This window comes from Marinobacterium sp. xm-a-127 (assembly GCF_013283425.1).
Lineage (GTDB): Bacteria > Pseudomonadota > Gammaproteobacteria > Pseudomonadales > Balneatricaceae > Marinobacterium_E.
This window is the reverse complement of record NZ_WBYH01000001.1, coordinates 77,743-99,584: the sequence shown is the minus strand read 5'-3', so window position 1 is coordinate 99,584 and position 21,842 is coordinate 77,743. Positions and strand designations below refer to the sequence as shown.

At 49.6% G+C, this 21,842-nt stretch carries 22 protein-coding genes; 12 read left to right on the top strand and 10 right to left on the bottom strand.

Annotation, left to right across the window (positions count from 1 at the left end):
• Position 1: 1 nt before the first annotated feature.
• From XMA127_RS00480 to pilM, 3 genes are read right to left on the bottom strand one after another with little or no spacing between them, the layout of a single operon-like run.
• Entirely contained in the window at positions 2–619 is a 618-nt protein-coding gene (locus XMA127_RS00480) for a type 4a pilus biogenesis protein PilO (RefSeq protein WP_173484439.1), read from the bottom strand.
• Positions 616–1,167, bottom strand: a complete 552-nt coding sequence (locus XMA127_RS00475) for a PilN domain-containing protein (RefSeq protein ID WP_173484438.1) — start codon at positions 1,165–1,167, stop codon at positions 616–618. The genes XMA127_RS00480 and XMA127_RS00475 overlap by 4 nt, the downstream gene beginning before the upstream one ends.
• Positions 1,154–2,218 (bottom strand): type IV pilus assembly protein PilM, encoded by a 1,065-nt coding sequence (gene pilM / locus XMA127_RS00470; protein ID WP_173484437.1) that lies wholly within the window; start codon positions 2,216–2,218, stop codon positions 1,154–1,156. The genes XMA127_RS00475 and pilM overlap by 14 nt, the downstream gene beginning before the upstream one ends.
• A gap of 132 nt (positions 2,219–2,350) precedes the next feature.
• Between pilM and XMA127_RS00465 the strand changes: the two genes are divergently transcribed.
• Complete coding sequence (locus XMA127_RS00465) at positions 2,351–4,813, top strand: penicillin-binding protein 1A (RefSeq protein ID WP_173484436.1); 2,463 nt, start codon at positions 2,351–2,353, stop codon at positions 4,811–4,813.
• Positions 4,814–4,888: 75 nt separating this feature from the next.
• Here XMA127_RS00465 and XMA127_RS00460 read toward each other — a convergent pair whose 3' ends face one another.
• The 3 genes from XMA127_RS00460 to rpmE all read right to left on the bottom strand — a co-directional run bounded on the left by XMA127_RS00460 (position 4,889) and on the right by rpmE (position 7,275).
• Positions 4,889–6,136: a malic enzyme-like NAD(P)-binding protein gene (locus XMA127_RS00460; protein WP_173484435.1), complete on the bottom strand. Its 1,248-nt coding sequence runs from the start codon at positions 6,134–6,136 to the stop codon at positions 4,889–4,891.
• Between the two features lie 154 nt (positions 6,137–6,290).
• Positions 6,291–7,043, bottom strand: a complete 753-nt coding sequence (locus XMA127_RS00455) for a thermonuclease family protein (protein WP_173484434.1) — start codon at positions 7,041–7,043, stop codon at positions 6,291–6,293.
• A gap of 13 nt (positions 7,044–7,056) precedes the next feature.
• Positions 7,057–7,275 (bottom strand): 50S ribosomal protein L31, encoded by a 219-nt coding sequence (rpmE, locus tag XMA127_RS00450; RefSeq protein ID WP_173480103.1) that lies wholly within the window; start codon positions 7,273–7,275, stop codon positions 7,057–7,059.
• Between the two features lie 229 nt (positions 7,276–7,504).
• Here rpmE and XMA127_RS00445 point away from each other — a divergent pair, with 229 nt between their 5' ends.
• The 8 genes from XMA127_RS00445 to XMA127_RS00410 all read left to right on the top strand — a co-directional run bounded on the left by XMA127_RS00445 (position 7,505) and on the right by XMA127_RS00410 (position 15,953).
• Positions 7,505–9,694, top strand: coding sequence for a primosomal protein N' (locus tag XMA127_RS00445; RefSeq protein ID WP_217361967.1), 2,190 nt, complete (start codon positions 7,505–7,507; stop codon positions 9,692–9,694).
• Positions 9,695–9,770: 76 nt separating this feature from the next.
• The gene (gene argS / locus XMA127_RS00440; protein WP_173484433.1) at positions 9,771–11,528 is read left to right on the top strand and encodes an arginine--tRNA ligase; all 1,758 of its coding nucleotides are present in this window, start codon (positions 9,771–9,773) and stop codon (positions 11,526–11,528) included.
• A gap of 2 nt (positions 11,529–11,530) precedes the next feature.
• The gene (locus tag XMA127_RS00435; protein ID WP_173484432.1) at positions 11,531–12,181 is read left to right on the top strand and encodes an SPOR domain-containing protein; all 651 of its coding nucleotides are present in this window, start codon (positions 11,531–11,533) and stop codon (positions 12,179–12,181) included.
• A gap of 62 nt (positions 12,182–12,243) precedes the next feature.
• Positions 12,244–12,774: an ATP-dependent protease subunit HslV gene (gene hslV, locus XMA127_RS00430; RefSeq protein ID WP_173484431.1), complete on the top strand. Its 531-nt coding sequence runs from the start codon at positions 12,244–12,246 to the stop codon at positions 12,772–12,774.
• Between the two features lie 10 nt (positions 12,775–12,784).
• Entirely contained in the window at positions 12,785–14,113 is a 1,329-nt protein-coding gene (gene hslU / locus XMA127_RS00425) for an HslU--HslV peptidase ATPase subunit (RefSeq protein WP_173480099.1), read from the top strand.
• Positions 14,114–14,127: 14 nt separating this feature from the next.
• Positions 14,128–14,505: a gamma-butyrobetaine hydroxylase-like domain-containing protein gene (locus XMA127_RS00420; protein ID WP_173484430.1), complete on the top strand. Its 378-nt coding sequence runs from the start codon at positions 14,128–14,130 to the stop codon at positions 14,503–14,505.
• A gap of 61 nt (positions 14,506–14,566) precedes the next feature.
• The gene (ubiE, locus tag XMA127_RS00415) at positions 14,567–15,322 is read left to right on the top strand and encodes a bifunctional demethylmenaquinone methyltransferase/2-methoxy-6-polyprenyl-1,4-benzoquinol methylase UbiE (RefSeq protein ID WP_173484429.1); all 756 of its coding nucleotides are present in this window, start codon (positions 14,567–14,569) and stop codon (positions 15,320–15,322) included.
• 25 nt (positions 15,323–15,347) lie between these two features.
• The gene (locus XMA127_RS00410; RefSeq protein WP_173484428.1) at positions 15,348–15,953 is read left to right on the top strand and encodes an SCP2 domain-containing protein; all 606 of its coding nucleotides are present in this window, start codon (positions 15,348–15,350) and stop codon (positions 15,951–15,953) included.
• Here XMA127_RS00410 and XMA127_RS00405 read toward each other — a convergent pair.
• The 3 genes from XMA127_RS00405 to XMA127_RS00395 are packed head-to-tail and all read right to left on the bottom strand — an operon-like array spanning position 15,950 to position 18,327.
• Positions 15,950–16,363, bottom strand: a complete 414-nt coding sequence (locus XMA127_RS00405) for a CopD family protein (RefSeq protein ID WP_173480095.1) — start codon at positions 16,361–16,363, stop codon at positions 15,950–15,952. The genes XMA127_RS00410 and XMA127_RS00405 overlap by 4 nt on opposite strands.
• A 17-nt stretch (positions 16,364–16,380) precedes the next feature.
• The gene (locus XMA127_RS00400; RefSeq protein ID WP_173484427.1) at positions 16,381–17,082 is read right to left on the bottom strand and encodes an SDR family NAD(P)-dependent oxidoreductase; all 702 of its coding nucleotides are present in this window, start codon (positions 17,080–17,082) and stop codon (positions 16,381–16,383) included.
• 57 nt (positions 17,083–17,139) lie between these two features.
• Complete coding sequence (locus XMA127_RS00395; RefSeq protein WP_173484426.1) at positions 17,140–18,327, bottom strand: MFS transporter; 1,188 nt, start codon at positions 18,325–18,327, stop codon at positions 17,140–17,142.
• Positions 18,328–18,438: 111 nt separating this feature from the next.
• On the opposite strand from XMA127_RS00395, the gene XMA127_RS00390 reads away from it, so the two are divergent.
• The 3 genes from XMA127_RS00390 to XMA127_RS00380 all read left to right on the top strand — a co-directional run bounded on the left by XMA127_RS00390 (position 18,439) and on the right by XMA127_RS00380 (position 20,878).
• Positions 18,439–18,720, top strand: coding sequence for a pyrimidine/purine nucleoside phosphorylase (locus XMA127_RS00390; protein ID WP_173484425.1), 282 nt, complete (start codon positions 18,439–18,441; stop codon positions 18,718–18,720).
• Between the two features lie 222 nt (positions 18,721–18,942).
• A complete protein-coding gene (gene serA / locus XMA127_RS00385) occupies positions 18,943–20,175 on the top strand; it encodes a phosphoglycerate dehydrogenase (RefSeq protein ID WP_173482776.1) in 1,233 nt (410 codons plus the stop codon).
• A 127-nt stretch (positions 20,176–20,302) separates the two neighbouring features.
• Positions 20,303–20,878 carry a cysteine dioxygenase gene (locus tag XMA127_RS00380; protein WP_173482777.1) on the top strand — a complete coding sequence of 192 codons (576 nt, stop codon included), beginning with the start codon at positions 20,303–20,305 and terminating at the stop codon, positions 20,876–20,878.
• A 6-nt stretch (positions 20,879–20,884) separates the two neighbouring features.
• On the opposite strand, the gene XMA127_RS00375 is transcribed toward XMA127_RS00380, so the two are convergent.
• Positions 20,885–21,820 (bottom strand): AraC family transcriptional regulator, encoded by a 936-nt coding sequence (locus tag XMA127_RS00375; protein WP_173482778.1) that lies wholly within the window; start codon positions 21,818–21,820, stop codon positions 20,885–20,887.
• Positions 21,821–21,842 lie beyond the last annotated feature (22 nt).

Below are 21,842 nucleotides of genomic sequence, written 5' to 3'. Positions count from 1 at the left end.
ATCACTCCTCATCATCATAGCGGTAGGTTTTAGCGCTGATGCTCATGGTCAAAAGATCACCATTCGCTGGGCTAAGGTTTAAATCATGTAGGGTTACGATGCGCTTAACGCTAGCAACACCCGACACAAACTGACCCATCTGATGGTAGGTACCTTTAACCTGAATGGCGATCGGTAGTTCGACATAGAATGAGGCCTTGCGTTCTGGCTGCAGCGCGATGGAGTCTATCTCGAGTCCCGCGTTTCGACCTGTCGCACTGATATCCTCAAGCAGACCTGGCACCTCTTTCTCTGTTGGCAGTTGCGCCAGCATCTCAGCAAAGCGTAACTCAACATCCGCCATTTGACGCCTCAGTGCATCCAGTGAGGCCACTTGGTAGGACTTCGCTTCAAACTGAGTTTTGAGTGTCTGCTCTTTACCAATCTCTCTGTCGAGCGACTCTTTTTGATCCATCACCAAGAAGTTAAAGCCGACACCATTAATAATGATGAACAAAAGAGCAAACGCGATCGCTTTTACGCCATAAGGCCAGCTCCAAGCTTCGGATAGATCTAAGTTATTGATGTCAAAGCCACGAAACGCGCGTTCAAACTTCTGCTTTAGGGAAACTGAGCTCATTGTGCAGCCTCCTCAACATTGGGACGCTCTAGCGGCACTCGCAAATTAAAACTTTTCAAACCATTCTGCGTCGTGACTTTCGACAATGAGGGTTCACCAAACCAGATAGAGTCATTTAACGTGCGCATCAACGAAGAGACATCTTCGTTAGCAACCGCAAGGCCATTGATCGACATCTCTTGGCCAGTGCGGTTCAGTGACTGGTAGTGAATGCCATCAGGCATAACTTCTACCAACTCATCAAAGGTGCGAACGATAATAGGACGTGTCCCCTGCAGCTCTTGTATTGCAGTCAGTCGTTCTAGCAGGCGTTCACGCTTGTTTTTAAGCTCTTGTATCTCTTTCAGTTTGACATCTAGGCGTGAAATTTCGCTGGTTAAATAGGCGTTTCGATCCTGCTGCCTATTCAACATAACCGATAGGTAGTAGTAACTCGCTCCGACAATCGAAGCGGCCAACAGAGCGGTGACGATAAGTTGTGTGTAGAAACGCTTTTGCAGGAAAGCATTTCGCTCTTCACGCCAAGGTCTCAGGTTAATGGTTCTCATATTGCCCCCCGACACCACGCAAGGCCAAAGAGAGAGCTTTAGTCAAAGCGTTCTTTTCAGCATTCAAACGATCCACATTAATCTGGGACGCAATCTCAACTCTCTCAAACGGATCTAGACCATGAACCCTGATACCCAACTCACTGCTCAATTTATCTTTAATACCAGGTAGAGAGGCTAGACCGCCCGTAATATACAGTGTCGATAACTGCTCTTGGGACCCCGAAGCTGAATAGAACTGCAAAGCTCTAGATACCTGCTGAACCGCTGAATCGGCAAAGCTCTCCATGAGACTGATAAGCAAGGGATCTAGTTCACCGTGTCGCAGCTGTGCCGCCAATTCATCATGTGGCAGTTCTGTGTAGAGTTGCAGTTGCTGCAGTAGTTCCTCGCCCCCAAAGGTATGCTCACGATGGTAGCTAATCAAGCCATCCTTAAAAGCGTAAAACGTAAGATTATGAGCGCCAAAATCGACAATCGCACAGGCTCTACCAGGCATAAGCTCTTCTGGTGGGAGTGCGCGTTCATAGACATAGGTATCTACATCAACCACATCGCATTGGAGCCCAGCCAAATCTAGGCAATCCTCTCGAGCAGAGACGCCGTCGCGACGACAAGCGACAATGCCAATTCGGTTAAACGCCGGATTACCTTGCACAGGCCCTAGCACCTCGAAATCCAGTGCAACATCCTCTATCGGATAGGGGATAAATTGATCAGCTTCAATTTTAACTTGCTCTTCAAGGTCGAAGCCGTAGAACAATTCAGAAATTTGAATCTCTTTTGTGATCACGTCAGAGGCGGCTACGGATGTGATTGCTCGCGTGGCTTTCACACCCGCCAGACGCTGTGCTTTGACAATCGCATCGGCAACCTCTTCAGGTTTCTCAATACTGCCATCTACAAAGGATTTTTCTGGCAGAGAGATGACGCCAAAGCCGTCCAGCACAGGCGTCTTTCCACGAAAGCTTAAAGCAACAAGCTTAAGAGAGGAGTTCCCGATATCAACTCCCAACACACTTTGTTTGTTACCACCAAAGAGTTTGAACACAAAAATACCTAATAATTAGTGGATATTATCTAACTTCAATCTAGACTAAGTCACAAAAGTTACAAGTGACATTATGGACCTAAATCAAGTTCTCGTTATAATCCTAGCTCAATTTAAGAAATTTGCAGATTAATGCGCATAATTAAAAAAATTATTAAATGGTTGATGGCACTGGCTGCAATTGGATTGCTGGGAGCTGTTTTGGCAGCCGGCGGAATCTACTACTACTTTAGCCCCCAATTGCCTGACGCCGAGACCCTGCGTGAGGTTGAATTCCAAACCCCTCTGCGCGTCTACAGTGCAGATGAAAAGTTGATTGCTGAATTTGGAGAAATGCGCCGAACCCCAATCAGCTATGCCGATATCCCGCAACACTTTATCCATGCGCTTCAAGCCGCAGAGGATGCACGATTTTTTGAACACCAAGGGATCGATCTTCGCGGACTTTTTCGTGCAGCCTTTCAGCTAGCTACTTCTGGCAAAATTCAGAGTGGTGGTTCAACCATCACCATGCAGGTGGCGAAGAACTTTTTCTTAACGCGCGAGCGTACCTTTGAGCGTAAGTTTGTTGAGATTCTGTTAGCACTCAGCATTGAACAATCACTCTCTAAACAAGAGATTCTTGAGCTCTACATCAATAAAATCTATCTAGGCCACCGATCGTACGGCATACAAGCCGCCGCACAGGTCTACTATGGCAAAACCATTGATCAGCTCAACATCGCTCAACTGGCAATGATCGCAGGCTTACCTAAAGCGCCATCAGCCTATAACCCCATCACTAACCCGCAAAGAGCCCTCGAGCGTCGAAACTGGATTCTTGGTCGAATGCAGGAGCTAGGCTTCATTACAACGACCGACTACTCCGACTCTGTCAATCAACCGGTTACGGCTAGCTACCACGGTGCTGATATTGAAATCCCTGCGCCTTACGTTGCAGAGATGGTCCGTGCGGAGCTTTATGAAACCTACGGTGAAAAGATCTACACCGAGGGCATGAAAGCCTACACGACCATTGACAGCACCATGCAGCGCAGCGCCAATCAAGCGCTCAGAACGGCGCTACTGGCGTACACGGAACGTCACGGTTACCGTGGTCCAGAGCAGCACTTTGATCTAACAGAGATTGAACCATCAGCACTGCAGAAAAAACTTAAAGCGACACCAGCCTATGGCGGACTTGAGGCGGCCCTAGTGAAAGCGGTGGATGATTCTGAAGCGACACTATTACTCGGTGATGGCAGTGAAACGACTCTGCGCTGGTCAGGCATCAGCTGGGCTCGAGCATATAAAGGGGTTAACTCAACCGGTCCCGAACCTAAGAAAGCATCAGAAGTATTGGCTGTTGGCGATATGATTCGAATTCGCCAGACAGCCGAAGGTTGGCGCCTCTCGCAACTGCCCGAGGTACAAGGGGCGTTCATTGCCATCAATCCTGAGAATGGCGCGATTCAATCCCTAACCGGCGGATTTAGTTTCTATCTGAACAAGTTCAACCGAGCCACTCAAGCGTACCGTCAGCCAGGTTCTAATATTAAACCTTTCCTCTACAGCGCCGCTCTGAGCAATGGCTACACTCCGGGATCGGTCATCAATGACGCTCCCGTTGTTTTCCATGACGTCAGCCTAGAGGGTAACTGGCGGCCTGAGAACGATAATGGCAAGTTTGGCGGTCCGACTCGACTTCGTGAGGCGCTATACCGCTCTCGTAACCTAATATCCATTCGTCTGATGCGAGCTTTAGGTATCGAAGAGACGCGAAACTTCATACTCGGTTTTGGTTTTGAAGAGGATAAGCTTCCTAAAAACTTATCACTCTCGCTAGGCAGTGCTGATGCCACACCGCTTCAGGTTGCAACAGGATATGCCTCGATTGCCAATGGTGGATTCAAAATCAATCCCTACATCATTGAGTCGGTGCTAGACCGTGAAGGGCTACCTCTGTTTGCAGCCAATCCGAGTATTGCCTGTGGAAGTTGTCCTGAACGCCAGCAAGCGGAGTTAATCGCTCAAGAGCTCGCCGACATGGCTTCCAATGACACAGCTTCTGAGGCGCAAGCCAGCACCGAGAGTGAACAGCCACTCGTGACGTTAACGGGACAACCTCTCGCTGAACGTCTGCTAGATGAGCGCACCGCTTACATCATTCACGACATGATGCGCGACGTTATTAAAAAGGGTACTGGTCGTCGAGCGCTTGCTCTGAAACGTGCTGACCTTGCTGGCAAAACGGGTACAACCAATGATCAAAAAGACTCTTGGTTCAGCGGTTTTACCCCTAAATTGAGCGCAACCGCTTGGGTCGGCTTTGACCAACCCTCTCATCTAGGTAAGCGCGAATGGGGTAGCACAGCAGCACTGCCTATGTGGATCGATTTCATGGGAGATGCTCTACGAGACATTCCGGAGAGCTACCTTCCTGAACCGGCAGGTATTGCGACGGCTCTGATTGATCCTGCGACAGGACTACTAGCTTACGAAGGACAGAAAAACGCTTACAACGAGATTTTCAAAGAGGAGCAGGTACCGACTGAGGTCGCTCCTAAACCGGGCAGTGAAGTAGCCCCTCCTACTTCTGAAGAGCTGTTCCGATAATCCGTTAAGTTCTGTAATGTGTTTAACACAAAAAAGGGAAGCCAATGGCTTCCCTTCTTGTTTACCTCAGAGTGATTAGCTCAGTGGGTAGTTCTCTGGCATGCCTTTAACGGCAACACCTGAATCGATCGCTGCTTTAGCCACTGCGTAAGATACCGCGCCCAATAGACGTGAATCTGTCGCTTTCGGCAGAATGTATTCACGACCGAACTCTAGGCTCTCTAAACCGTAAGCATCCAACACCTCTTGTGTAACAGGTTGCTTAGCAAGTTCTGCTAGTGCGATAACGGCTGCGGCTTTCATCTCTTCGTTGATCGCTGTAGCACGAACGTCTAGAGCGCCACGGAAGATGAATGGGAAACCTAGCACGTTGTTTACCTGGTTAGGGTAGTCTGAACGACCTGTTGCCATGATGACATCTTCACGAGTCGCGCGAGCAAGTTCTGGCTTGATCTCTGGATCAGGGTTTGCACAAGCGAAGACAACAGGATTTGCTGCCATCTTAGCTAGGTTCTCTGCTGAAAGCAGATCAGGACCTGATAGACCAAGGAATACGTCAGCGCCATCGATAGCATCTTCAAGTGAACGTTTGTCTGTTTCAGTTGCGAAGATCGCTTTCTCTGGAGTTAGATCATCACGACCCGAGTGGATAACACCCTTACGGTCGATCATGTAGATGTTCTCGTTACGAGCACCCATGTTGATCAACAGCTTCATACAAGCACTTGCTGCAGCGCCAGCACCAAGACATACAATCGATGCCTCTTCTAGCTTCTTACCAGCAAGCTCAAGTGCGTTGATCATACCGGCAGCGGTCACAATCGCAGTACCGTGCTGATCATCGTGGAAGACTGGGATGTTACAACGCTCGATCAACGTGCGTTCGATTTCAAAACACTCTGGTGCTTTGATGTCTTCTAGGTTGATACCACCGAAGGTATCAGCGATGCGAGCGACAGTATCGATGAACGCTTGTGGGCTCTCAGCATCCACTTCGATGTCGATAGAGTCGATGTTTGCAAAACGTTTGAATAGAAGCGCTTTACCTTCCATGACTGGCTTAGAAGCCAATGGGCCTAGGTCGCCAAGACCCAAGATAGCAGAGCCGTTTGAGATAACGGCAACCAGGTTGCCTTTGGCCGTGTAACGGTAAGCATTTTCAGGATCTTTAGCGATCTCACGCACTGGCTCAGCAACACCTGGAGAGTAGGCTAGAGATAGGTCACGTGAAGTTTCAGCAGGTGTAGATAGTTCTACGCTGATTTTACCTGGCATTGGAAACTCATGGTAATCCAGTGCTGCCTGTTTAAAGTCTTGAGACATTGTAGAATCCTGAATGGTTATAGGCCCATAGGCTTGATGCAGATAGGCTAGGTTATGTTCTAATTAAAGGTCGTTGTGGGATGATATAAAAATAACCTCTCGGTAGAAAGGTCTATTCTAGGAAACTGTCTAAGCAATTGGGCTTATAACCGTTTCACATTTTGATATGCCGTTTGTCTGAAACCGGCAGCAAAAAGGGTTTAAATCGCGAGCCCGGCTTTAAAGAGTCACGGCGATCCAAAATCCAGCCTCGCACCTCCAATGAGTCGCCCAATGAAAAGGTAAGACTCCTGCTCCACTCTTTCGGTATGCGAACCGCCAATCGATCATCCAGTTCGACGTAGAGGTACTTTTTAGCCTGATCAATCTTGGTAATGCGTCCCGACACCAAATTGAAACCAGCTTGATCAATCTCTTTAGCGGCAGCAATGGGTTTTGACCAGACGCCTTTACCTAGAGTTCTCGGTCTGTTTTCGGATGAGAAGAGACAATCTGCTAATCGGTCATTAGGGGGAACACTGATCGCCCAACCCAAACCCTCGTGGATCAAACGTTGCGAGAGCGTTTTCGATCCATCGAACAGGTAGCCCAATACACGACCGTAACGATCTTTAGGCTCGCGTCCGAAATAGAGCTGCAAAGAGTCTGACTCTTTTACCCAAGATTGCAATTGGCGTTTAGCCTGTAGTGCCCCCTCTTCAGCCCTTGGCTTTGAGTAGAGCTCAGGGGTATTAACGCCAATCAAGCGCACCTTACGCCCATCGGTTAGATGAACAGTATCGCCATCGACCACTTTGGCTACCCGCACTGATTCAGATGCACCTTGTGGGGTACAACTACTCGCTTGCGCTGACTGACAGGCAATAAAAAAGGCACTCGCGATGAGTGCCTTTTTAATGTTCTGCATGCAGAGACCCAAGTTACTTCTTGAGGCTGCGAGCACCGAAGCGCTTGTTGAAGCGATCCACTCGACCACCGGTCTGAGCTTCTTTCTGCTTACCAGTGTAGAAAGGGTGACACTGACTGCAAACGTCGACAGCCATTGTGCTCTCTTTCATAGTAGAGCGAGTTGTCATTACGTTACCGCAAGAACAGTTGAAGGTAACTTCGTTGTACTCTGGGTGGATACCAGCTTTCATAGTATTAAACCTCTATGTTTTATGTGCCGCCACTTAACGCTTTATGCATATAGTATGCTGCTTAAGCACCGCACGACTGACGAAAAATTCGCCGGGAAATGTCAAGGCGCGCAATTATACGCAGGCGCTGTACGAATAACAACCACTGATCACCCAATACCTTGAAGCCGCTATTTCCAACTGCCCGATGGGTGCTAGACTTGCCCTTCGCTTATTAGAAATTTTGACCATGATCGTACGTGTTGCACTACCGGTACCCCTAAACCGTCTGTTTGACTACGCCATTCCGCAAGGAGTGGCTGTGCCCGCTATCGGAGCTCGTGTGCTGGTCAAATTCGGGCAGCGCAGCTTGATAGGAATGATTCATAGCCTTAGTGAGCAGACCGAAGTTCCACTTAAAAAGCTGAAACCTTTCGAAGCGTTACTCGATCATGATCCCCTAGTCGATGATGAGCAGATACAACTCGGTGAGTGGGCGGCCAGCTATTATAAGTACCCACTGGGCGATGCCTTGATTCACCTTCTACCCAACTTAGCACGCAAAGAGCAGCACCCCTTCTCAGCACCCGATTACTGGCGTTTAACCGAGCACGCCAATATTGAATCGCTGCCCAAACGGGCCGTCAGACAGCGTGCCTTGTTTACACTGATTGAGAACCGACAGCCAATCAGCACATCCGCAATTAGAGAGGCTGAATTCACGTCACAAGTGCAAAAGGCGCTGATTGAATCAGAGCAGATCGAACCCTGTGAAGCGCCTTTAATCGGTGCACAGCAGGTCAACACTGTCCTACCTAGCGTTGCGGGCTTGGCACTGAATGCTGAGCAACAACGAGCGGTTGATCAGATCAAACAGAGCGAGGGATTCAGCCCAATTCTATTAGTCGGCGTGACCGGCTCAGGAAAAACCGAAGTCTATCTACAATCGATCGAGCAGGCGTTGGCCAACGGCAAGCAGGTGTTGATTTTGGTGCCCGAGATTGGCTTAACCCCACAACTGGTTGAGCGCTTTACTGCTCGCTTCAACGCGAACATTGCTTCGCTGCACTCAGGCCTTACGGATCGAATGCGCTTTGATGCTTGGCAGTCGATCCGGTCCGGGGAGACACGCATCGTCATTGGCACACGCTCAGCGATATTCATTCCTTTTGCTAATCTTGGGATGATCGTCATTGATGAGGAGCACGACCCATCGTTTAAACAGCAAGAGGGTTTCCGTTATCACGCACGAGACCTTGCTCTGGTTCGCGCAAAACAGCTTGATATACCCGTCATCATGGGCAGTGCGACACCGGCACTGGAATCGCTACTTAACGTTCAACAGGGCCGCTACCAAGAGTTGCAACTGACACAGCGTGCGGGTCGAGCAGCGGCACCCAGCTTTGAGCTGTTTGATACGAAAGGGGTTGAGTTAGATACCGGCCTCGCTCCAGAGATTATCAGTCGCATTAATGATCACATTACCCTTGGCAACCAAGTCCTGGTATTTATCAACCGCCGCGGCTTTGCCCCAACCCTGACCTGTCAGGATTGCGGATCAACTGTTGACTGTACACGCTGTGATGCACGCATGACGCTGCATCGAAAACCACCAAAGCTGCATTGCCATCACTGTGATCGACAAACCCCAATCCCTCGCCACTGTCAGCACTGTGGCAGTGATCAACTAAGACCGGCCGGCAGCGGTACGGAGAGAATCGAACAGCGGTTGTCCGAGCTCTTCGCCAATACAAGCATCAAACGTGTGGATCGTGATTCAACCCACTCTCGCCAAGCATTTGAGTCCTTGATGAACGAGGTTAATAGTGGCGACCCCTGCATCCTAGTCGGTACTCAGATGCTGGCCAAAGGCCACCACTTTCCGAACGTCACACTGGTCGTCATCGTCAATACAGACGCAGGTCTATTCAGTGCCGATGTACGCGGCATGGAGCGAACCGCGCAACTGATTATGCAGGTTGCCGGACGAGCGGGGCGAGCAGAACGTCCCGGCGAAGTGGTGTTACAAACCCAACAGGTTGATCACCCTCTACTAAACACCTTGGTTACCTCTGGCTATCTCACCTTTGCAGAACAGGAGTTAATGAGTCGCAAACAGGCTCAACTCCCCCCCTTTGCTTTCCAAGCGATTATCCGTGCTGAAGCGAAAAAACAGGGCTGGGCAGAAGCACACCTTATGCGCTTAAGGAGATACTTAGAGGCTACCTACCCAAGAGAACAGCTTCCGATGATCAGCGGCCCCTTCCCCTCCTTCATGGAGAAGCGTGCTGGCATGTTTAGAGCGCAATTGATGTTCACGGGAGACTCTCGCACGTCGATCCAAGGCACTCTAAAAGCAGCACAAAATTGGTTAGAGCAAGACAAAGAGTCGAGTCGCGTTCGCTGGAACATAGACATTGACCCCGTCGATAGCTTTTAAGGGCTGCAAAACGATATAATGCTGCCAACTTTGTAGTGACAGACTACACCATCGATCTATTTCACTGAGTAAAGACATGAAAGAACAGATAGCGCTCCTGTTAAACGGCGCCATTGAAGCACTGAAAGCAGAGGGCAAACTCCCTGCTGATCTTGAGCCAAACATCCAAGTTGAAAACACACGTGACAAGGCGCACGGTGATCTTGCGACCAACCTTGCGATGACACTGGCAAAACCGGCTCGCCAAAACCCACGCGCTATTGCAGAGATGATTTTGCAAGCTCTTCCAGCTTCAGCAGTGGTGGACAGAGCTGAGATTGCCGGTCCTGGCTTCATCAACTTCTTTGTCAACGATGCCGCGATCTATTCGGTGGTTGCCGATGTTCTGGAGCAGACTGATCAGTTTGGCCGCAGCAAACCGACCAGTGATGATCGTATACAAGTTGAGTTTGTCTCTGCTAACCCAACAGGGCCATTGCACGTAGGTCATGGCCGCGGTGCCGCTTACGGTGCAACACTGGCTGACCTGCTGGAAGCCGGTGGTATGAACGTTGAGCGTGAGTACTACGTCAACGATGCGGGTCGCCAAATGAACATTCTGGCGGTCAGCGTCTTTCTTCGTTACCTCGAGTTGCTTGGCGATACCATCACCTTCCCAGCCAACGGCTACCAGGGTGAGTACATTCGTGACATCGCAGCTAGCTTAAAAGCCACTCAGGGTGATGCACTGCAGTGTTCACTCGATGATCTCTATCTCGATGTCCCTGCTGATGAACCGGCCGGCGGCGATAAAGAGCTTCACATCGATGGGCTTATCGATCGCGCTCAAAATATCCTTGGCTCACAATACAGAACGCTATTCGATGCCGGCCTGGACTCAATCCTAGGCGATATTCGCGAAGACTTAGGTGAGTTCGGCGTGAACTATCAGTGCTGGTTTAGTGAGCGCTCACTTACTTCCAGCGGTGATGTTGATGAGGCACTTAAACGCCTTGATGATAAGGGCTATCTCTACGAAGAGGATGGCAATATCTGGTTCAAATCGACCGATTTCGGAGATGATAAAGATCGTGTGGTTAAACGTGCCAACGGCCAGACCACCTACTTTGCCTCTGACATCGCCTACCACATGAACAAATTTGAGCGCGGTTTCCAAACCGTTATCAACGTCTGGGGTGCCGATCACCACGGCTACATTACTCGAGTCAAAGCGGCCATTCAGGCACTTGGATACGATCCAGAGCGTCTGGTGGTGAAACTGGTTCAGTTCGCCATACTTTACCGTGGCAGCGAACGCGTTCAGATGTCGACTCGTTCAGGTTCATTCGTCACACTGCGTGAGCTTCGCGACGAGGTAGGCAATGACGCATGTCGATTCTTCTATGTCACTCGCAAAGCCGATCAGCACATGGACTTTGATCTAGACCTTGCCAAGTCAGAATCTAAGGATAACCCGGTCTACTACATCCAGTACGCTCACGCTCGAATCTGCTCGGTACTGCGCAAATTAGAGAGTGAAGGGATGGCTTGGGATCAAGCGATGGGCTTAGCATCACTTGAGCGTTTGGATAGCGAAGCGGAGCGTGACCTTGTCACTGCACTGGGCAAATATCCAGAGACGGTTAAACACGCGGCAGCCAACTTCGAGCCACACCAACTGGCTAACTACCTGCGTGACCTCGCGTCGGATTACCACACCTACTACAACGGCCATAAGATGCTGATTGATGATGAGGCGCTACGCAATGCTCGTATCACGCTCTCTGTGGCTGTGCGCCAGGTCATCGCAAACGGTCTAACCATTCTTGGTGTCTCTGCACCTGAACAGATGTAATCATGTCGAACCGAGACTTTGCATCCAAACCCAAGTCAAACAAGCCTCGAGGCGGTGCCACTCGCACAACCTCGAGCGCTCGCAAAAAACCGGCCGCTCCTCAACCTTCAGGAGTATCTGCCGGTTTAGTGCTTGCTGTTGTCGTGGCTTTGGGTCTGCTTGCTGGTCTGATCTTCTTCCTGATTCAACAACCGGCACCTACCGCGCCCCCTAAAGCGACCCAGCAGGTTCCAACACAGGAGCCCGTGATTCCAGCCCAAGTAGAGCCCCGTCAACCCGGTGAAGCTCTGCCTTTGGATAACATCGACCTTGAATCACAGGATGAACGCTTCGGTTTCTACAAGCTATTAGAAGAGAGCGAAGTCCAAACACCTGAAGAGTCAGCCTATGTTTCGACCCCCAAAACGGCTTCGCTGGATGCTGTTTACCGACTGCAGACTGGCTCATTCCGCAATGCCCGCGATGCTGAAGCTCAGCGCGCACGACTGGCCCTTTCTGGCCTACCAAACGTGACCATGTCCCGCACGGAGGGGAGTAATGGTGTTTGGTACCGAGTATCGACTGGAAACTTCTCGACCTATAACGAGTTGAAAAGCGCTACAGCTAAACTCGAAAAACTGAACATCCACCCGGTTAAGCGCAAAGTAAACTAGCCTTGAAAACGGTCGATTCATCCCAATAAATGCAGATAAGCTTATGATTGGGAAAATCTCTAATGACCACTATTGTTTCTGTTCGCCGCGGTGATCAAGTCGTTGTAGGCGGCGACGGCCAAGTCTCTCTGGGTAATACTGTAATGAAAGGTAGCGCCCGCAAAGTTAATGTCATCGATAAACACAAAGTCATCACCGGCTTTGCTGGTAGTACTGCCGATGCGATTACTCTTCGCGATCTATTTGAGCAACAGCTTGATAAACACCAAGGCAACATTGTGAACGCGGTTATCCACCTTGCTCGCGAGTGGCGCTCGGATCGAGTGTTGCGTCGTTTAGAGGCCTTGATGCTGGTGGCCAACTCTGAGAAGACCTTTCTTATCTCCGGCAGCGGCGATGTGATCGAACCGGAAGACGGTGTTATTGCGATCGGTTCAGGTGGCAACTATGCCCTTGCGGCAGCCCGCGCACTGGTTGATAACAGTGAACTAAACGCACGCGACATCGTTGAGAAGAGCCTTAAGATCGCAGCCGACATCTGCGTCTTCACTAACGCCAACCTAACCATCGAACAACTCGAGTCTGTCGCCTAAGGAGCCTATTATGTCAGCTATGACCCCTCGCGAGATCGTCTCAGAACTCGATCGTCACATTATTGGTCAGGATTCCGCTAAACGCTCTGTTGCAATTGCGTTGCGTAACCGTTGGCGCCGCATGCAGCTGAATGAAGAGATGCGCGGTGAAGTCACCCCTAAAAACATTCTTATGATCGGACCTACCGGTGTAGGTAAGACTGAGATTGCACGCCGTTTGGCGAAGCTTGCGAACGCTCCGTTCATTAAGGTTGAAGCGACAAAATTCACAGAAGTGGGCTATGTGGGTCGTGATGTTGAGACCATCATCCGCGATCTGGTCGACCAATCGATTAAAATGCTGCGTGAACAGGCGATCGAGAAGAACAAGTTCCGTGCTGAAGAGGCTGCCGAAGAGCGTATTCTGGACGCACTGCTACCTGAAGCACGCCCTATCGGCAGTGAAGAGCTAGACAAAACCGACTCAGCAACCCGCCAAATCTTCCGCAAAAAGCTGCGTGAAGGTCAGATCGACGATAAAGAGATCGATATTGAAATTGCTCAACCCAAGGTCGGTGTTGAGATCATGACACCACCGGGCATGGAGGAGATGACGAATCAGTTGCAGAGTCTCTTCGCCAACATGGGGCAGGATAAGAAGCAGTCGCGCCGTCTTAAGGTATCAGAGGCCTTCAAGCTTCTAACCGAAGAGGAGGCCGCTAAGCTGATTAAAGAGGACGACCTCAAACAGCAAGCGCTAGAAGCGGTAGAGCAGAATGGCATTGTCTTCTTAGATGAGATCGACAAGGTGTGTAAACGCGCCGAGTCTGGCAACGCTGACGTGTCACGTGAAGGGGTACAGAGAGATCTTCTACCGCTTATCGAAGGGTGTACGGTCAGCACGAAGCACGGCATGATCAAAACCGATCACATACTGTTCATCGCGTCAGGCGCCTTCCACCTGGCTCGCCCATCGGATCTGATCCCAGAACTCCAAGGTCGCTTACCGATTCGTGTAGAACTGGAAGCACTGACACCGGAAGACTTCTCTCGTATTTTGACCGAGCCCAAAGCCGCTCTTACAGAGCAATATAAAGCCCTGATGGCCACTGAAGGCGTTTCGATTGAATTTACCCAAGAGGGGATTCAGCGCATCGCCGAACTCGCTTGGTCGGTGAACGAAAAGACCGAAAACATTGGAGCACGACGTCTGCATACGATGATGGAGCGCCTACTCGAAGAGCTCTCTTTTAGTGCAGCCGACAAGAGTGGTCAAACCGTAGAGATTGATCGTAACTTTGTAGACCAATACCTTGGTGAACTGAGCGCCGACGAGGACTTGAGTCACTACATTCTTTAATACGAGGTTACGCCATGAGTTCTGTGCCCATGCCTAAACAGATCCATCTTCACAAGCGCTCTAAGACACTTGAGTTGGTCTATGAAGATGGCAACTATGAGCTGACCGCCGAGTTTCTGCGCGTTCATAGCCCCTCTGCAGAGGTTCGAGGGCATGGCATTGGTCAAGAGGTCCTTCAGACCGGCAAGCGCTTGGTTGGCCTTAAAGGCGTCGAAGCAAGCGGCAACTATGCTCTGAAGTTGATCTTTGATGATGGGCACGACTCTGGACTCTATACCTGGGCCTACCTCCACGACCTAGCGCACAATCAAGAGCAGTATTGGAGTGATTATCTCGCTCGACTTGATGCAGCAGGTGCTAGCCGAGACAATGGAATGATTGCGATAGGCTAACGACAAGCTGCCGTCCTGTCGTTACAATAGCCCCATTGAAACGTTAAGTGGATCAAACCCCATGTCAGACAATCAGAAAAACACCACTCACTTTGGCTACCAAGAGGTGCCGGTTGACGAAAAAGTTAACCGTGTTGCCGATGTATTTCACTCGGTAGCCGCAAAATACGACGTGATGAATGATCTGATGTCAGGCGGTATTCACCGAATCTGGAAACGCATCACGATCGAGAGCTCTGGCGCTCGTACTGGCCATAAGATCCTCGATATCGCTGGCGGAACAGGTGATCTGACACGCCGCTTTGCACAGATTGTCGGACAATCAGGTAAAGTGGTATTGGCGGATATCAACGACTCCATGTTGAAAGTGGGGCGCGATAAACTGATCGACAAGGGTGTTGCCGGCAACGTTGAGTACGTGCAAGCCAACGCAGAATGTCTCCCTTTTGAAGACAACACCTTCGATATCATCACCATCGCCTTTGGCCTGCGCAACGTGACCGACAAAGATGCGGCCCTGCGCTCTATGAACCGAGTTCTTAAACCAGGTGGCAAATTGATGGTGTTGGAATTCTCTAAAACCGAGAATCCACTGCTGACAAAAGCGTACGACTTCTACTCATTCAACCTACTTCCTAAAATGGGTCAGTTGATTGCCAACGATGCCGAAAGCTACCGCTACTTGGCAGAGTCGATTCGCATGCACCCTGATCAAGAGACCCTAAAAGGGATGATGGACAGTGCTGGATTTGTGCAGACACGTTACCGCAACCTGACCCAGGGCATTGTTGCCCTTCACACCGGAATTAAGCCTTAACAAAGCGAATTGAGGGGGTAGGTTTATGAATCTGATCGATGCGACTCTAACTGGCTCCATTGAATCAGCGATAAACGCCTATCTTTCCACCCGCCCTAGTGCTCGTAACACACTGAGTAAACTCGCTGGTCAAAGTTTAGGCGTGACCCTACTGCCCAAAGGGCTAACGATCACACTGATATTCAGCGATGATCAGGTTAGCGTTATGCGGGAATATGAGGGTGAACCGACCACTCAATTAACGGGTTCTGCCTCTGATCTTATCAAACTGCTTAAAGACCCTAACTCGGTTATGTTCGGTCAAGGCGTTGAGGTAAAAGGCGATTCTGCGCTCTTGCAACGTCTCTCTCACGCTTTTGATAACCCAACCTTAGACTGGGAAGATTGGTTAGCGGAGCAAATTGGCGATCTACCGGCCGCTATGATTATGAAGCCAATCAATCAATCGCTAGAGTGGGCAAACAGCAGCCAACAAACACTCACTATGACCGCCAAAGAGTATCTCCAAGAGGAGATAAACTTACTGCCCACACGGGTTGAGTTTGAAGGATTTGTTGACGACGCTCGACAACTGAAACAGAAAACTGAGTTGATCGAGCGCCGCTTGAAGAGTTTGTTCAAAGGCTCTTAGAAGGGCTTCACAACGACAAAGATAAGAATCGGCACGAAAATGAGCAGTGGCAACTCATTAAAGAGTCGAAAGTAACGTCCACTCTGAGTGAGCTCATCACGCTTTAATCTCTGCAGGTAAGAGCGACACCAAAAATGGAATCCGATCAAAAAGCCTACAAATAGCAATTTGGCATGCATCCAACCACCGCTGAAGCCATAGCCTAGCCATAACCAGAGCCCCAAGCCTAAGGTGAATATAGCCATTATGGTCATGAAACCGTAGAGTTTTGACGCCATAATCGACAAACGCGCAACATCTTGACCCGCTGCCTTACCCTCAACATAGTGCACAAATATGCGTGGAAGATAGAAAATACCAGCCATCCAGCTCGTCATCGCCAGAATGTGAAACATCTTAATCCAAAGCATAAAAACTCCTTAATGGCTTACCAGGGGATTGAAGAGCCATCCCAAGCTAAAAATTGACCACTCTGCCCCCCGCGGGCGCTCTCCATAACATCCAATAGCGCACTGGCGGCAAAGGTCGTAGTGAAGAGTTTACCCTCCGGTACTCTGGCCTGAAAGGGTTTAGATAGTTCTGTATCGGTTGTACCTGGGTGTAGCGCCAACAGTTGAACCTTAGGGTGGGTTCTTGCAAGTTCGATACTGAGGGTTTTAATCAGCATATTTAGCGCCGCTTTAGATGCTCGATAGCCGTACCAACCGCCTAGTTGGTTATCGGAAATACTGCCAACACGTGCCGATAGAAAAGCGATCTGCAGCTCTGACTGACGTGGAATCAATCGCATCAGTTGGGCTAGAAACGCCATAGGCCCGAGCGCATTAACCTGCATCACCTGTGTCATCCAATCAAGATCCATTTCGCGAAGGGACTTCTCCGGACGCTGTATCTCATTGTGAAGAAGACCCTGAGAAAAAATGATTCTAGAGGGGTTAAAACCGAGTGCTTTCAGTTGTTCAATGCAGGGCTGATACGTCTGGGCATCGGTCAGATCCAACAGGATCGGTCTGTCACCCGATGCAACTCTTTTGGTTTGAAGTACTCGAATTTCAGGATTGCGAGCGTTGGATTGTTTAGCAAACGCCTGACCAATACCCCCGCTACCGACTATTAGAAGATCTGCCATGGTGCACCCAAAATTAAAATTTACGTGCTAAACAAGATTCTGGATGTAACCAGTCCGCTAACCGACAATGGCCTGACGTTTTCTCTCTAAGCGCAGCGAATAGCTAAAGGTCAGAGCCAATACAATCAATGATCCTAAGATCACCCCAGGCCAGTGCCAGATCGACCAGAAGGGCTGCAGATAGAACCCACCCAAACTCGCACCAAGATAGTAAAAGAGTAGATAGAGTGAAGAGGCGCTCGCTTTGGCATGGGTTGCCTGCTTACTGACCCAACTACTGGCCGTAGAGTGGCTGAAGAAGAAACCAAAGCTATTAATTAGAAAGCCAACAATGATCATAGGCAGTGACTCAAACAGGGTGACACAGCTGCCCACCGCCAAAATGGCAATACCCAAAGCCATCGCTTTAGGCTGAGAGAGATAATCTGACACCTTACCTGAGATGGCCGAGCCAAAGGTGCCGGTCAGATAGGTCAAAAACAGCATGCCAAGCAGACTAGCAGGCAAGTTGTAGGGCTCATCCGCCAATACGAAGGTAATGTAACTGTATTGGTTTATGAAGATGAAAAAATTGAGACCGCCAATAAGATAAGCGCTCAGCAGCATAGGATTGGAGAGATGATCTCCCATTGATCGTAACATCGGTCCAACTCTCAAAGGCCTAGATTCAAAGCGTTTCGATGCTGGCAGTAGATAAACAAAGGTCGCTACACAGGCTAGGCTGATCATAGCCATCACTAAAAAGGCTCCTTGCCAGCCTAAAGACTCACCGACAAAACCACCGATTAAGCGCCCGCCAATTCCCCCGAGTGTATTTCCCCCAATGTACAGACCGACCGCAAGAGAGAGTGCACGCGGAGTAAATTCATCGTTCATGTACGCGATGGCAATAGCAGGTAACCCACCGAGTAAAAGCCCTTGAGCGGCCCTTAACAAAAGAAGTTGTTGATACCCTTCCACCTGACTCAATGCGAAACCGCAGCCCATCACGCCAGCCAGGGTCAATATCATGATGCCCCGGCGACCCAAAGAGTCAGACAGTGCACCGTAGAAGAGCAAGGAGAGACCCAAAGTCAGAGTGGTTATAGTAAACGTCCAACTGGCCTCTAGCGCTGAAACCTGAAACTCCTCTGCGAGAGTGGGAAGCAGTGGCTGGGTGATATAAACGTTGGCAAAAATCATGAACGACCCTAAACAGAGGGCCAAAGTGGCACGCCAATATTCGCGGCTGTTCGCTTCAATCATGGTTGGTCTGCAATCCTTGCAATGAATGGGCGAAGCCTACTCCTTTAGATCGATAGTGACAAACTCCACAACTCTGAATACTATTTGCCTTCAATTTTTTAGGAGACACCCATGCTGTCAGTTAACTCTTACTTTGATGACAATGTTAAATCGATCGGCTTTGAATCAGCTGACGGTCCTGTAACCTCTGGTGTGATGGCACCGGGTGAATACACGTTCGGCACTAGCCAGAACGAAGTAATGAAGGTGGTACACGGTGAACTGGTTGTTCGCCTACCTGAAGCCACGGAATTCCAAAGCTTCCCTGCGGGCAGCCAGTTCAATGTGCCAGCCAATAGCTCATTTGAAGTCAAAGTAGCAACAGCAACGGCTTACCTTTGCTATTACAGCTGATAAATAGTTTTTAAAAGGCCTTCTTCTTACAGAGGGCTTTTTTATATCCAAAGTTTGCATTCGCAATACAAACATCCCTTTTTACAAAAATAATTCAGCTTAACCTGAGAATATTTCGCCCACTACGATTGTATAAAAGCCGACCAATCGTCCCTTTGTGCTATAATCGCGCCCCTAAATTTTTAAGCCCTAGTGGTTAAACCTCAGAATCGAGTGGCAAAAATGAGCAAAGAGACGTCTCTAGAAAAAGGCAAAATCAAAATTCTTCTATTGGAAGGTGTGCACCAATCAGCCGTTGATACATTGAACGCGCAAGGCTACACCAACATTGAGTTCCACACGGGCTCACTTCCAGAAGAGGAGTTACTAGAACGCATCGCTGATGCTCATTTCGTTGGCATTCGCTCGCGCACTCAGCTAACTGAAAAAGTGTTTGAAGCGGCTGAAAAATTGGTTGCGGTTGGCTGTTTCTGTATCGGTACCAACCAAGTTGATCTTCAAGCAGCGACAGAACGCGGTGTCGCTGTATTCAACGCACCTTACTCAAACACGCGCTCTGTCGCTGAACTGGTTCTTGCTGAAACCATCATGCTGATGCGTGGTGTGCCAGAGAAGAACGCGGTTGCTCACCGTGGCGGCTGGCAGAAAACGGCTAAAAATAGCTACGAAGTGCGTGGGAAGAAGCTGGGGATTATTGGTTACGGCAGCATCGGTTCTCAGCTGAGTGTGATGGCTGAAGGTTTGGGAATGGATGTCTACTTCTATGACGTCATCACTAAGCTACCACTTGGTAACGCGAAACAGGTAGGCACACTGCATGAACTTTTGGGTATGTGTGATGTTGTTTCACTTCACGTACCCGAGACGGCGGCTACTCAGAACATGATGGGCCCTATTCAGTTTGAAGCGATGAAGCAGGGCTCGATCCTAATCAACGCGGCTCGCGGCACTGTCGTTGATATTGATGCGCTATGCGAAACGCTTGAGAGCGGCAAACTGCTGGGTGCTGCAATTGACGTATTCCCAGTTGAACCACGTTCAAATGATGATGAGTTCATCAGCCCACTGCGCCAGTTCGACAACGTCATCCTGACGCCACACGTCGGTGGTTCGACAATGGAAGCGCAGATGAACATCGGCTATGAAGTGGCAGAAAAGCTCGTTAAATACTCTGACAACGGTTCATCAATTACCTCTGTTAACTTCCCAGAAGTAGCACTTCCTGGCCACAACAATGCACACCGCCTACTTCACGTGCACAAAAACGTGCCTGGCGTGCTGTCGAAAATCAACAACATCTTCTCTGAAAATGACATCAACATTGTGGGTCAGTACCTTCAGACCAACGAGAAAGTTGGCTACGTTGTAATCGATGTTGACGCTGATAGCTCAAAAATTGCTATTGAAAAACTCTCTGAGATTGACGGCACAATTCGCTGTCGCCGACTCTTTTAAGTCGGTTCAACAGAGTGACGAAAGCCCAGCCTTGCTGGGCTTTTTCAGTTTTAGGGGCTCGATGAGCCCCTTTTTTTTATCGCTGCGAGCGTTTACATTGGACACAACATAATAAAAAGGAACCGTGATGAATCGCCAAATAGTAGCCGGAAAAATGGGGCGCTTTGTAGAAAAGATGAATGATCTGTTGTTACTCAAACCCGATGAGGAGCAGATGCTTGATCATGCCAGTATCTACCTTGGTAAGCTGGTGGAGGAGGATGACTGGCTCCCCGAGAGCTGCACGATTCCAAACCCAGAGCACTATCAGCAGTATCTTCTTTATCGCGACCCAGAAGAGCGCTTCAGTGTCGTGAGTTTTGTCTGGGGTCCGGGACAAAAGACGCCCGTTCATGACCATACTGTCTGGGGTCTAATCGGCATGTTACGCGGCGGCGAAGTAGAACAACGTTTTGAAATAGCGGATGGCAAGGTGATACCGGGCGAAATCCATGAGTTAAAACCAGGTGATGTCGGTCTTGTATCACCCACCATTGGCGATGTCCATCAGGTCGCCAACGCTTCACAGGATGAAGTTTCAATCAGTGTGCACGTCTATGGTGCCGATATCGGTAAGGTGAGTCGCCATGTATATACCGAAGCCGGCGAAACGAAAACATTCATCTCGGGCTACACCAATAACGAATTGCCCGACCTATATTAATACCCTTCAAAGAGGTGGTATGCGCGCCTGGCTTAGCACATAGGAAAACCCCTGAGTACGAGAAAGTCGGTACTGGCTGGGCGACACCCCCATCTGTTTTCTGAACAGACGCGAGAAATAGTAAGCATCCTCATACCCCACTGCATAGGCGACCTCTTTGATCTCGTTTGTGGTGGTATCTAAGAGGTGACAGGCGCGCTCTATCTTCAGCTGGATAAAACGGTTAATCGGTGTGGTACCTGTCATTTCTCGGTAGCGCTTAACAAAGTGGTATTTTGACAGATTCACACTCGCTGCCAGGGTATCCAAATCCAACCTCTCATGCACATGCGCCTGCATCAGCGAGTGGATCTGATCAAGGCGCCAGCCATCGCGGGTCTCTTTAGCAGCTTTGAGCGGTCGCAACACAGTAATATGTGTCAGGATCTGGCGTAATTGGTTCGCAGCAAACAAATGCGTATTCATATCTTGAGCTGAGCTTCGCGCCTCCAGCAGCGTTTCGAAATCCACTACCAGTTGCGATTGAACGCCAATTGACTCCAGGAAGTACCCGAGATCTTCTTGCTCGCCAATCGCGTGTTCAAAAAACGCCAACGCCAGCTCTCCGTGGAAATGAACCCAGTATATGGTCCAGGGCTGAGTGTCATCCGAATGATAAGCATGGGAGATTCCCTGTGGTACCAAAAGCAGATCGCCTGCGTTAATAGGCGTGTCTGAGTCTCCAACACGAAAACGTCCCTGCCCCTCTATACAGTAAATCAGCAGAAAATCGTCATGCTCTTCTCGCAGCATGCTATGGCCCTGAGCCTTGCGGTAATAGCCCATAGCCAGCGGGTAGAGACCGCGACTCAATGCGGACTCACCGAGCCCCTCGACAATACGCCGCGGGATCATGTAACGGATACTTTCAGGCGGCAGGGGCCAGTTTGAGGGCCGACTCATCTAACAACTCTAATACGAATGA